This window comes from Geomonas terrae (assembly GCF_004791675.1).
In the GTDB taxonomy this organism is placed as follows: domain Bacteria; phylum Desulfobacterota; class Desulfuromonadia; order Geobacterales; family Geobacteraceae; genus Geomonas; species Geomonas edaphica.
In genome coordinates this window covers 226884-239441 of the sequence record NZ_SRSC01000004.1, presented here as the reverse complement: position 1 = coordinate 239441, position 12558 = coordinate 226884, and the positions used below count along the sequence as shown (strand labels likewise).

Genomic DNA, 12558 nt, shown 5'->3' with positions numbered 1-12558 from the left:
TCTTTCCACGAGCTTTGCGCTATGATGACGGGACTAATTAGAAGGGAGGGTCTATGTGGGACTACACCGATAAAGTAAAAGAACATTTCCTCAACCCCAGGAACGTGGGCGAGATAACGGATGCTGATGCGGTCGGCGAGGTGGGAAGCCTGGCCTGCGGCGATGCCCTTAAACTCTTTATAAAGCTGGACGAAAATAAGGAACGCATCGTCGACGCGAAATTCCAGACCTTCGGCTGCGGCAGCGCCATCGCCTCCTCCTCCGCCCTCACCGAGATGGTGAAGGGGAAGACCCTTGACGAGGCGCTGGAGATCACCAACCAGCAGATCGCCGATTTCTTGGGCGGGCTTCCGGAAGAGAAGATGCACTGCTCGGTCATGGGGCAGGAAGCTCTGGAAGCCGCCATCGCCAAGTACCGCGGCGTCGAGGCCCCGGCTCACGGCCACGGTCATGACCACGTCGAGACCGAGGGCGAACTGGTCTGCAAATGCTTCGGGCTGACCGACGTCTTCCTGAAGAAGGTCATCGCCTCCAACAAGCTGCACACCGCCGAGCAGGTCACCCATTTCACCAAGGCGGGGGGCGCCTGCGGCGGCTGCATCCCGAAGATCAAGGAACTGATCGCCGAGGTGATGGGCGAAGAGAAGAAGGTGGCGGCCGAGAAGCCCTCCAAGCTCACCAACTTAAGGAAGATGCAGCTCATCCAGGAAACCCTGGAAAACGAGGTACGTCCGCAGCTTTGGGCTGACGGCGGCGACCTCGAGTTGATCGACATCGACGGCTCCAACGTCCAGGTCGCCTTCAGGAAGGCGTGTGCCGGGTGCGCCTCCTCCGGTTACACCGCAAGATTCGTCGAGCAGAAGCTGCGCGAACTCGTTTCCCCCGACATCACCGTGCAGGAGGTACAGGGATGAGAGAGATCTATCTTGATAACAACGCCACCACCAAGGTGGACGAGCGCGTTTTCGAGGAGATGCGTCCCTATTTCTGCGAGCTGTACGGCAACCCGAGCTCCATGCACTTCTTCGGCGGACAGGTGCAGAAAAAGGTGGACGAGGCGCGTGCCCGCGTCGCCTCTCTTCTCGGCGCCCTGCCGGACGAGATCGTTTTCACCGCATGCGGCACCGAGAGCGACAACGCCGCGATCCGCTCGGCGCTCGAGGTCTTCCCGGAGAAGCGTCACATCATCACGAGCCGCGTCGAGCACCCGGCCGTGCTAACCCAGTGCCGCAACCTCACGAAGCGCGGCTACCGCGTCACCGAGTTGAACGTCGACGGCAATGGCCAGCTCGACCTGAACGAGCTCGAAAGGGCGCTGGACGAAGACACCGCCATCGTCTCCCTCATGTACGCGAACAACGAAACCGGCGTCATCTTCCCGATCGAGGAAGCCGCCAGGATCGTGAAGAAGAAGGGCGCCATCTTCCACACCGACGCTGTGCAGGCGGTAGGGAAGATCCCGCTGAACATGGCGGAGTCCGCCATCGACATGCTCTCCCTTTCCGGGCACAAGCTGCACGCCCCGAAAGGCGTCGGCGTCCTGTACGTGCGCCGGGGTACCCCGTTCCGCCCGATGCTGGTCGGCGGGCACCAGGAGCGCGGCCGCAGGGCCGGCACCGAGAACACCGCATCCATCATCGCGATGGGTAAGGCGTGCGAGCTTGCCGAGCAGTACATGGCTGACGAGGCGGGGCGCGTGCGCGAACTGCGCGATCGTCTCGAGCGCGAGCTGACCGCGCTGATTCCGAACACCCGTATCAACGGCGGCGGTACCGACCGTCTCCCCAACACCCTCTCCATCGCCATGGAGTTCGTGGAAGGGGAGGGGATCCTGCTCCTTCTTTCCGATAAGGGTATCTGTGCCTCCTCCGGCAGCGCCTGCACCTCCGGCTCCCTTGAGCCCTCCCACGTGCTGCGTGCCATGGGCGTTCCTTTCACCTGCGCCCACGGTTCCATCCGCTTCTCGCTTTCCAGGTTCACCACCGACGACGATATCGACGCGGTGATCAAGGAACTGCCGCCGATCATCTCCCGTCTGCGCGAGATGTCGCCGTTCGGGCGCGAGTATCTGGTTCAGAAGTAAATCCGCGGTCCGAAGGACAACAGACGGAGCAAAATAAAAGGGGTGAGCATGTCAATGCTCACCCCTTGTTTCATCGTGCGAAAGGAAGAAATCATTGGTTGAGATCCGTCTGGAAAAGGTAAAAGCCAGGATAACGGAAGGGAAGTTCCTGGAAGACATAACGCTCGAGATTGCCCGCGACCAGCATTGGGCCGTGGTCGGCGCAAACGGTTCCGGCAAATCGGCGATGGGAAAGCTACTTTGCAACGGACTTCCCGTGCTGTCCGGTACGAGCCGCGTTCCGGTCCGCTCCGCCTACGTCTCGTTCGAAAAGATCGACGAGATACTGGAAGTGGAACGCTACAACGACGACTCCGATTTCCTGGGCTACGTGACGGAAGGGACGCGCGTGGACCGCTTCATTCTCGCCGGCACCGATGCGGACGAGGCGAGGCTCGCGGAACTGGCACAGGAACTTGGCTTCACCAAGATCCTGGAGCGCGGCATCAAGTTCCTCTCCACCGGTGAGATGCGCAAGGCCCTCATCTGCAAGGCGCTGTTGCAGGATCCAGAGCTACTGGTGCTCGACGAGCCTTTCGACGGCCTGGATCGGGACTCGAGCGCGGTGCTCAAACAGCTGATCAGTAGCTGCATCGAGCGCGGCACCCAGGTGGTGCTCCTTTTGAACCGCTTCAGCGAGATCGTGGCGGAGACGACCCACATCGCCTACATAAAGGAGTGCCGCATTTTCATGTCGGGGGAAAGGGAAGAGATGCTGGCGTCGGAGGCGCTGCGCCGCTTCCATGCCTTCCACTACACCCTCCCGGCCGTCTTGCCCGAGGTCGACACGGCGCGCAGCGTGCCGCCCCTTGTGCCGGGCGAGCCGCTCATCGACATGAAAAACGTCTCGGTGCGCTACGGGGAGAAGCAGATTCTGCGCGGGGTCACCTGGACCGTGCGGGAAGGGGAGCACTGGAAGATCAGCGGGCCGAACGGCTCGGGTAAATCCACCCTTTTGAGCCTCATAAGCGGCGACAACCCGCAGGCCTACGCCAACGACATAAGCCTCTTCGGCCGTAAAAAGGGGAGCGGGGAAAGTGTGTGGGACATCAAGAAGCGGATCGGTCTCGTCTCCACCTCGCTGCAGCAGGAGTACCGCGTGGCCGGGACGGTGAAGGTGGCCGTCATCTCCGGGATGTACGATTCCATCGGCATGTATTCTCAATACACGCTGCGCCAGCAGGAGATCGCGCTCGAGTGGCTCGACATCCTGCACATGGGGCACCGCAGGGACCACGCCTTCCGTGATCTCTCCTACGGCGAGCAGCGTCTCGTTCTTCTCGCCCGCGCCATGGTGAAGCAGCCGGATCTTTTGATCCTGGACGAGCCGTGCCAGGGGCTGGACGACGTGAACCGCGAGATGGTGCTGAAGCTGATCGACCACCTGGGGCGCACCGGCGATACGCAGATCCTCTACGTGAACCATAACTTCGATGACCGCATACCCTGCATCACCAACAGCATGGAACTGGTGCCGGCCGCCGGGGGCGGCTACACCGCCGCCATCGGATAGCGCTACGGGTATTGTCGCCAGTACTCAAGGCCTGCGTAGGCCTCCTGGAAGCCGAAGCGCTTTAGCCCGTCCGCGTAGGGGGAAGATTGCGCCGGGTCCCCGTTGATCCGCTCCACGGTCACCCGCTTGAGCGGGTTGAAGTCCCGACTTACCAGGATGGTGAAGAAGGACAAGTAGCGCTCCAAAAGCGGATGATCCGGTTCCGCTGCAAACTCCAGTTCTTTCCCGTAACGCCTGGAAACCAGGACGAGACGCGGCCCGTGGTAAACCAGATGCGTGGAGGGAACGCGGGAGGGGAGCGTCTCGTGCAGCCCCGCGATGCCGCTGCCGCAAAGCGATGCCGGGTCAGTGGCGTTCAGCCAGTAGATCGCGTCTCCCGGCAGTCCCTTTTGCAGCAGCCGGTAGGCCTGCGGCGAAATGAACTGCAACCCATGGATCCCCTCGAAGAACTGCCCGGAGAGTACCTCGCCAGACATCTCCATGATGCGCAGCGTCCTGAAGAGCCTTCCCCACTGCAAAAGCGGCATTTCCCGCGTTAGCAACTCCCTGAAGAGAATCCCGTAGCGCTCCAGCAGCACGCGGACGCGGTCCTTGTTGCGCTCCTCCTGCTCGAGGACATCTCCCGCCTCGGTCGAACGAGGCAGGAGGTACCAGTTGCCGGGTCCTTCCTGCACCCGGCTCCAGCGTGTTCCGAGCGGGCGCCGCAGTTGGCGCGCATGTCCCGGCTCCGCGTGGGGGAGCTCGAAACGGTTCAGGATGCCACGGCGCACCGCGGCGAAGGTGTCGTTGCTCAATTCGCCGCCCCAGGCACCTTGCCAGAGCTCGCCGTTGATCTCGCCAGCCGGTCTTCCCGAGATGGAGCAGATCGAGGAGAGGCTGTAACGCCCCATGGGGTCTTGGATGAGCCGGGCAGGGATGTCCGCCTCCTTCCCGTATTCCTCCACATCGCGAAAGAGATCGAGGTCTTCGGGGAAAGCGAAGGAGAGCCTGCGCTCGCCGCAGCCGAACCAGAGGAGGTCGCTCGTCTGCATGAGACTGTCGAGCCAGGCCCCGAAATACGGCGCAAGGCGCGCGGGCAGGACTTCCTCCTCCCAGGTGGGCGCGGCAAGCGGGGTGCCGAGCAACTGCTCCAGCCGGGTCCTCAGGTCGTCCGGCTTATCTCCCGTAGCTGTTAATCCCTGGAAGTGGGCGAGGAACAGGGGAAGCTGGGCGACCTCGAGGGCTTCGAAAACCGGCTTTCGCGATCGGCGCAGCATGCGCAGCAGTGCCTCGAGGTTCACCGCGTCGCAAACCTCGGGCTCGATGCTCTCCTCGGTGAACCGATCAAGGATGATGGCTTCCGTCTCCTCCAGGGTCGCGAGGGCATCGCGCAACTGTTGCTCCCTCAACCCGAGCCTTGCCTGCAACCGTGCGACCGGCACCGGTCCGTAATAGCTCAACCACCGGCCGATCACCCTTGTCGCCCACGGTTCCTCTTCCTCCGCTTCCTCCTCGCTGGAACGCTCCCTATCCCAGAGTTTCCGCAGCGCTTTATGCAGCCGGTCTCGAAGCGCCGCATCGTCGACGAGCGGCTCGAAGGCCACCTCCTGTTTCGAAAGGGAAAGCCCCCGCGCGATCTCGGGAACCATCTCCAGTGCGACAAAGAACGGGGCTGCCGTGCGCGGCGGCCTCAGCAGGACGATCCGCTCCGCCAACTGCGGGAGCAATTCCTCGTTGGAGCCGCCCTCGCGCCGCACCGCCTCCAGAAGGAGAGGCCACTCTTCTTCCGGGATCAAAAGCCGCTCCTTAACCCAGTCGATCAGCTCACGTGCCGATTCCGGGGCATACCCTTGGGCGGTGCGCTGCCGTTTTTCCTCGAAGAGCCTGAGCAGTTCCCTGGGCAGGCGCGGGCGCAGGTGCGGCGAGAGCGCCATCTCCTTGAGCAGCTCGCCCCCAAGCGACGATCTGCGCCCGCCTCCCAAAGAGTCGTCCTCGTAGACGTACTTGTTGGTCTGCTGCCAGATGAGCCCGCGGGCAAACGGAGAGGCCTTGGCGGTGCGGACCTGCGTGACGGCGATGGTGCCGTCCTGGATCTCCTCGAGGAGCCGCTTCAGGTTCACCAGGTCGAAGTCGTCCTTTAGGGCGGAACGCCAGGTCTCGAGCAGCACCGGGAAGTCGCGGTACTTGAGCACCGAGGCGAGAAGCCGCTTGGAGCGGAGCCGGTTCAGCCACAGCGGCATCCTTCTCTTGAAGCTGCTGCGCGACAGGAGAAGGGCGCGCCCGGCGTTCTCGCGAAAGCGCGCCCCGAAGTAACCGCTCGCCTCCAGCGATTCCCTGAGGAGCGTCTCGACGTTCTCCGGCGTCACCAGTTCCAGGATCCCTTCCGCCTGTTCCAGTTCGTCTGGGAGCAAAAGCGCTACGCCGTCGTTATTGTAGAAGGCCTGCAGCGGGTAGCCGTAGCGCCTCTCAAAAGCAGCGGTGAGGGCGAAGGTGAAGGGGCGGTTTACGGCGTTGCCCCAGAGGGTGTGCAGGATGATCTGCTGCGTCTCGGCCCCTCCCACGCGGTCCCGGAACTGCTCGATCAGCACGTGATGTCGGTGGGGTAGGGGGGCGCGCGTCGCTTCCCTTTGCTGCTTGAGATAACCCTCAAGCGCCTCGGCGGCGCCGGCATCCATGTAGTGACGTTCCATGAGCCGCGCGGCGAGTGCCGGTTTCCCGAGCTGTTCCTCGCTCTGCTCCAGAAAACCGGCGATCCTCTCCGAGAGGAAAAAGTCGCGGTCCAGTTCCTCGGCGCGCCAGAACGGTATGATCTGCTGGGACTTCCGGGCCGGGACGACCAGCACGGTGCTGTGCGTGATCTCGGTGATCTGCCAGACCTGTGCCCCCAGTGCGAAGGTGTCGCCGAGCCTTCTCTCCCAGACGAACTCCTCGTCCAACTCACCGATCTTGGCGCCGCTTTCCTTCAGGCGCAGCTCGAAATAGCCGCGCTCGGGGATGGTTCCCCCTTCCAGGTAGACCAGCATGGAGAGCTCCGGTCGCGCGGCGATGGTCTCCTCGATACGGTCCACGGTGACCCGTGGGCGCAGCTCAGGAACGCGGGTGTCGGCGTACTTTCCCTCCAGCATGCCGACGACTATGTCGAACTGCTGTCTGGTCAGGTTGCGGTACGGGTAGCAACTCTTCAGGAAGTCGAAGAGCTCTTCCAGGTGCCACTTCTCCGGCAGGGTCATGGCTAGGACGATCTGTGCGAGGAGATCGAGCGGCGCATCGACCGGATGCAGTTCCTCGATCTCGCCGTCTGCTATGGCGCGCGCGATGACCGCGGCGCAGACAAAATCCATCCCGAAGGTGGGAAAGAGCGTTCCGCTGCTCACCTCTCCCACGCCGTGCCCGGAGCGCCCGATGCGCTGGATGGCGGAGGAAATGGAACGAGGCGTCTGGATCAGGACCACGCTGTCGAGGCGCCCTATGTCGATGCCGAGTTCAAGGGAGTTGGTGGCGACGATCGCCTTAAGCTCGCCTCTTTTCAGCCGCTCCTCCACGGCGAGCCTGATCTCCCGCGATAATGAGCCGTGGTGCGAGTAGGCGAGTTCCTCGCCTGACAACTCGTTGATGAGCCGGGTGACCCTTTCCGTGGTCCGGCGGCTGTTCGCGAAGAAAAGCGTCGAGCGGTGCCGGGCGATGATGTCGATGAAGCGTTCCACGAGCGCTGGCCAGAACTCTTCCTCGGCCGGGCTGTGTGCAGCGTTCGGCGCGCTGATTCCGATGCTGAAGCGTTTTTCCTGCTCGCCGCGCACCAGCGCCACCGGACGGGGCTGGTAGCGCTCTCCCACCTGACGGAAACCGCCCACGAAGTCCGCCACCGTTTCCAGGGGGCGAACCGTCGCTGAAAGGGCGATGCGCTGGAACTCGCCGCTCAAAAGGGTCAGCCGCTCGACGGCGGTGATGAGATGGGTGCCGCGCTTGTCCCCGGCGACGGCGTGGATCTCGTCGAGGATGACGGTGGCAACACCGGTGAGCGCGGCGCGGCTCCCCTTCGAGGTGAGGAGGATGTTGAGGCTTTCCGGTGTGGTGATGAGGATCTCGGGTGGGTGACGCAGCATGCGGCGACGCTCCGAGCCCGGAGTGTCGCCGCTTCTCGTCTGGACGCCGATGGCGGGAAAAGGCTCCCCCTCATTTTCGAACACCCGGCGCAACTGGTCGAGCGGTGCGAGCAGGTTGCGCCGCACGTCGTTGTTGAGCGCCTTCAGCGGTGACACGTAGATGACTCTTGTTTCCCCGGCGGACCAGGCCCCGGTGATCAGCTGGTTCAGCGCCCAGAGAAACGCGGCAAGGGTCTTGCCGCTGCCGGTCGGCGCCGTCACCAGGACGTGGCGCTCCTGGCTGATCTCGTCCCAGGCCCGCAACTGGACGTCGGTTGGCTGACCGAGAGTCTCGGCGAACCATTTCTGTACCAAGGGATGAAAGTGTCTGAGGATGGTCGAGGACATAGCTATGACTTTAGGCGAAGGTGAAGCCCTCTTCAAGTAGCGCGTCTCTTTTGTGGTGCTATTGTCCCAAGTGAGGGGGGCTACAAGCCGACTGTTATAGGTAAATGGAAACGGTGGGACTGAGGAAAGATATTTACATTGCGGGCCTCCAATGGTAATGGATGCCTCAGTTTCCCAATTATTTCGCGTCCCGCGGCGTTCGCCGGTGGGAGCCGACGGAGGTTCGTATGAAGAGACTGTTACTCGTGGCTATGCTGGTATTGGCGGCAGCCGGGTGTTCCGGGGATAAAAGCAAGGAGCTTTACGACACCGCGCAGTTCGAGGAGAAACAGAACAACCGCGAACATGCGAAGCAGCTTTACCAGGAGATCGTGGACAAGCACCCGGACAGTCCGGTCGCAAAGCAGGCTAAGGAGCGGCTTACGGCGCTGGGAGGGAAGTAGCGCCAGATTCGTAGACAGAGGGACGCAAGGGAAGGGGCTTTTATCGACTAGCGGCGGGGAGAAAACACCCCGCCGCTTTTTTTTGTGCATCAGGGGAAGGTGGCGAGGATGTATTGGCCGATCTTCTTGGCGTCGTCGTTGGAGATCATTCCCTCGTCGAACTTGGTCATGCCCGGACCGGGGGTGCGCATCACCTTCACGATATCCTCAGGCTTGGTGATCTTGCTGCGCTCAGCCATCGCCTTAGCTCCCAGAGGCTTCGCCGGAGTGATGGTGTTGCCGCCGTTGGGGTGGCAGACGGCACAGTGTTGCTTGAAGAGCTGCTCGCCGGTGAGCCCGGTCGCTGAAGGAGCGGGTTCCTTGGCCGCCGGTGAGGTCGCTGAGCTTACCTTGCTTTGCGGCGGCGTGACCTGCTCTTCGCTCTTCTTTTTGCATCCTGTTACTGCGGTGGAAGCGATAGCCAGAATTGCCAGGGTTACCACCAAACGCCTCTGCATGTGACACCTCCTGTTAGGTTTTTTTCATCCGGCGAGTATACCAGACAACATTTATCCTGCTGTGCCAAGAGCTTCTTTTTTTAACGCGGGATGTCCGTTTGACAACTTATTGGTGAATGCTAATCTATGGCGTCTGCCACGGTCAAAGGAGGTTCCACCATGAAGAGAATGGTCATGCTGGTCGTGCTGGCGTTTTCATGTCAGGTGTCCCTTTGCTGTGCGGCCGGAAATGAGGTCGTCCACCGCGCCAACGGCAAGTTCATCCCGGACCAGAGGGATATCGAAAGCAGTCCCACCCAGGAAAATGCCTGCGAATGCTGCCAGAAGTGCAAGGCAGCGCAGAAACAGCCGACAAAGCCTCCCACCGAGCGAGAGGAGGCGACCACGACCGGTTGCGAAGACTGCTGCCAGCGCTGCGGCAGGCCCGTGCAGCCCCTTCCCGAAGACGTTCCCCCCGAGATCATCAACAAACCCAGGCAAAAGTGATATCTGCGGCAGACATTAGGCCCCTGAAGCGACTGCTCCTCTGCACGGAAGGGGCGAGGGCGTTCGCCATGCTGGACGGCGCAGCCCAGCCGGACCTCCTTGCGACCCTCGCGCATTACCAACCCGAACGCTACTGCCTGTTACGGGGAGCGCTGGAGCCGGGCTTGGCGGCAGTCGCTCCGTATCTCGTGGCGCTTGAGCACGAGGCGCCTTTCACCGACTGGGTCATGTCCCTATGGGGGCTTAGCAGCGGTGTCTTAGGCGTCTCGCGCTGCGACCTTCATGGGCTGAACAGGCATTTCAGAAGCCTTATCCTCATCGAGCACGCGGACCGGCAGGCTTATTTTCGCTATTACGACCCTGTCGTCCTGCGCAATTACCTTCCAACTTGTACCGAGGTGGAACTGAGGGCTTTCTTTGGTGAGGTGGAATTCTTCATCGTGGAAGACGAGGAACCTGGCGTCGCCTTGATTTTCGGGTTCGATGGAGATGTGCTTCGTCAGCACACGGTGGCACTAGGGGAAGGCGCCCCTTTGGACACTCTTCATGGGCTGGTTGAGCGGAACAGATTGAGACCGCAAGGTGAAGCAGGGAAGCTGAACGTACGACCGGAACAGCTCCAGCAACTGGGGATGAGCATCTACCTGGAGCGTATGCGACTTTATTTGAACGAGGTCTTTCCCGAAAGCAGAAGGGTGCCGAGAACCACCCTCGAGCGGATGATCATGGAGCTTACCGAACGCGCGGCAGGGTACAAACTGGTACTGGAAAATCATATCGCCGCCTTCCTCGCCGCAGCCTGGATTCTTGGGATGAACTTCGATGAGTCGTACCCCGCCGCGCGGGAAGTTTTGCTGGATTACGAGATGGACTGCGGTAGGAAAGCGGAATGGCTGTGGGATTTCATCGATGCGACGGCAGCATCTCTCGGGACCGGCGACGACGGGAGGGGACTGTGAACGGGCAAGGCGATATCTTATCGGAACTTGCGCACCGTGCAGGCGATGCGGTCAGAAGCGGTGCTGAGTTCGTCGCGCACGCGGCAGAGACGGCAAAAAAAAGGGTGGAAACTGTCTCTAGAAAGGCGAAAGCGTACGTGGCGAAGAGAATTAATCCGCAGCCGGCCGGGGCGGTCATCGAACCCTGTCCGAAGAACAGGAAGGCAGAGCGCGTCGCTGAACGGAAGGCCAAGCTTTTGTCGAGCAGGGAACGGTTGGAGAACATGCCCGCCGGACCCAAGCGGGAGGCCTTGGCACACGCGACAGAGCGCTTCGAACGCAACAACGTAGCCGTCGAGCGCGCCCGTCTTGCCGAGGACACCTACAAAGTAGGGCAGGGCGACCCGCCGGATGGGTGGGTAAGAGTCAGGGGGGAGGAATTGAGACAAATGGGAATGAATCAAGAAGATTTTCCACAACTAGATCGCAGATTCTCTCCAGAAGGTTATAAAGATGGCTATTACGCGGAACTTTACAAATCAAAACCTGATGTTTTTGATCATGAGCAGTACGTGTTGTCCTTTCGTGGCACGCAAGGGAAAAAAGATGGAATTACCGATCTGGTCCAAGCCTTCGGAGGGGAAACGGACCATTATTCTCGTGCCATAGCAGCCGCTCGGAAGCTGAAGCGATTCTTGGGCAATAAGCTTGAGGTTACTGGTCATTCAATGGGAGGTGGAATGGCAATTGCGGCCGGACTTGTTGCCGGCATAAAAGTGAATGCGATTGACCCTGCAGGGGTACATCCACTTACGCTGGAACGTGTAGGTGAACGATACAATAGAGAGGTTGCTGCAAGATACGTCACGAACTACATTGCTGACGGTGAAATCCTGGATTGTATCCAAAATCCGGCAAATCAACGCGTCATTGTTGCAGGCGTCACCTTGGCGGCCCCAGCTATTGGGGGCACTATGGTTGTCGCAGGGCGTCGTGCAATGTCAGAATCCGGTACTGTCACTTATGGCCCACCGGGTGTGATACATAAGCTCCCTATCATTGCTAACGCTGAAGACGTGCTGAATGGCAAATCAGTTCAGGGACTAACGCCTGGTCTTGCGGAGAAGCTTTCAAACGCCATTAACCCTGTACGAAAAGTAGGTTTGCATGACCCAGTATATGTCATTGCAGGACTTGAACAGCAAAAGGCTGATGACATGAATACGATCAGTAGGGAGAGGCAATGAGAGCCCTGCCTGCTATTGCAATGGGAATTTCTCTTTTAACCAGTTGTGTGGGAGATAAGTCAATGTCAGAAAGCGCATATAATCAGGATTTTGAGATGTCTAAGGATGTAGCTTTGATCAAAGCTATTTCCTTAGGCGATTTAAAGGCAATCAGAACGTTGGCCGGAGAGGGCGGGAATTTGAATGTGGTGGGGAAGCATGAGAATACGCCTCTACGGGTTGCGGTTAAGCTGAAGCAAAAGCAGGTGGTCAGGTTGCTGTTCCAGTTGGGAGTTGACCCTAATACCATAACACCTGGGGGTGTTGTGGCAGCAGCGGATGACGCCGTTACAGAAAAAGACCCCGATTTTCTGAGCCTTTTTCTGGAGTTCGGTTTAGACCCGAATCTGAAATGTCAGGGCATGCCGTTAATATTTTTCGCACTATCACGCCAGAACTGGATTCAGTACGAGATGCTTCTTTCGAGTGGAGCAGACATCAACTCAAAACTGCCTGACGGCTCATCATTGCTACTCGACTTGGTTATGCACATGGAGTACGACCGGGCAAAAGACCTGCTGCTTAGGGGGGCGGAGTTTAGGGTTCGAAGTAGCCATGGATTTAATGTGTTGGGCCAACTGGTGGATGACCAGCGCCGCCTGTGCATCGATCCCGACCTCCCGGACTGTCACAAGCGTGCAGAACTGTTGCGGCTTTTGCGGGAGCGGGGGGCGACCGTACCACCTGGCCTGCCGTACATGTGACATGCGTCCGGTCGCACAACTCATGCAGCTGCTTCTCCTGAATAACCAATCCCTCACCTGTGCATCGGGCGCCCTCTCCCAGTTTGAGAGAGCTTTAAAG

At 60.2% G+C, this 12558-nt stretch carries 10 protein-coding genes; 8 read left to right on the top strand and 2 right to left on the bottom strand.

Features of this window, described 5'->3' with window-relative positions:
* Nucleotides 1-53: 53 nt before the first annotated feature.
* The 3 genes from nifU (at nt 54) to modF (ending at nt 3635) form a co-directional block, all read left to right on the top strand.
* Nucleotides 54-914, top strand: a complete 861-nt coding sequence (nifU, locus tag E4633_RS16640; RefSeq protein WP_135871838.1) for a Fe-S cluster assembly protein NifU — start codon at nt 54-56, stop codon at nt 912-914.
* Nucleotides 911-2083 carry a cysteine desulfurase NifS gene (gene nifS / locus E4633_RS16635; RefSeq protein ID WP_135871836.1) on the top strand — a complete coding sequence of 391 codons (1173 nt, stop codon included), beginning with the start codon at nt 911-913 and terminating at the stop codon, nt 2081-2083. Before nifU ends, nifS begins: the two co-directional genes overlap by 4 nt.
* Before the next feature lie 94 nt (nt 2084-2177).
* Complete coding sequence (modF, locus tag E4633_RS16630; protein ID WP_135871835.1) at nt 2178-3635, top strand: molybdate ABC transporter ATP-binding protein ModF; 1458 nt, start codon at nt 2178-2180, stop codon at nt 3633-3635.
* 2 nt (nt 3636-3637) lie between these two features.
* Here the strand turns inward: modF and E4633_RS16625 are convergent, their stop codons facing one another.
* Entirely contained in the window at nt 3638-8104 is a 4467-nt protein-coding gene (locus E4633_RS16625; RefSeq protein ID WP_135871833.1) for a DEAD/DEAH box helicase, read from the bottom strand.
* A gap of 227 nt (nt 8105-8331) precedes the next feature.
* Here E4633_RS16625 and E4633_RS16620 point away from each other — a divergent pair, with 227 nt between their 5' ends.
* Nucleotides 8332-8547 (top strand): tetratricopeptide repeat protein, encoded by a 216-nt coding sequence (locus E4633_RS16620; protein WP_135871831.1) that lies wholly within the window; start codon nt 8332-8334, stop codon nt 8545-8547.
* Between the two features lie 89 nt (nt 8548-8636).
* Here E4633_RS16620 and E4633_RS16615 read toward each other — a convergent pair whose 3' ends face one another.
* A complete protein-coding gene (locus tag E4633_RS16615; RefSeq protein WP_135871829.1) occupies nt 8637-9044 on the bottom strand; it encodes a c-type cytochrome in 408 nt (135 codons plus the stop codon).
* Nucleotides 9045-9203: 159 nt separating this feature from the next.
* On the opposite strand from E4633_RS16615, the gene E4633_RS20435 reads away from it, so the two are divergent.
* The 4 genes from E4633_RS20435 (at nt 9204) to E4633_RS16600 (ending at nt 12458) form a co-directional block, all read left to right on the top strand.
* Nucleotides 9204-9530 carry a hypothetical protein gene (locus E4633_RS20435; protein WP_162605017.1) on the top strand — a complete coding sequence of 109 codons (327 nt, stop codon included), beginning with the start codon at nt 9204-9206 and terminating at the stop codon, nt 9528-9530.
* A 68-nt stretch (nt 9531-9598) separates the two neighbouring features.
* Nucleotides 9599-10489: a DUF4123 domain-containing protein gene (locus tag E4633_RS16610; RefSeq protein WP_162605016.1), complete on the top strand. Its 891-nt coding sequence runs from the start codon at nt 9599-9601 to the stop codon at nt 10487-10489.
* The gene (locus E4633_RS16605) at nt 10486-11715 is read left to right on the top strand and encodes an alpha/beta hydrolase family protein (protein WP_162605015.1); all 1230 of its coding nucleotides are present in this window, start codon (nt 10486-10488) and stop codon (nt 11713-11715) included. Before E4633_RS16610 ends, E4633_RS16605 begins: the two co-directional genes overlap by 4 nt.
* Nucleotides 11716-11777: 62 nt before the next feature.
* Nucleotides 11778-12458, top strand: a complete 681-nt coding sequence (locus E4633_RS16600) for an ankyrin repeat domain-containing protein (RefSeq protein ID WP_135871823.1) — start codon at nt 11778-11780, stop codon at nt 12456-12458.
* Nucleotides 12459-12558: the final 100 nt, after the last annotated feature.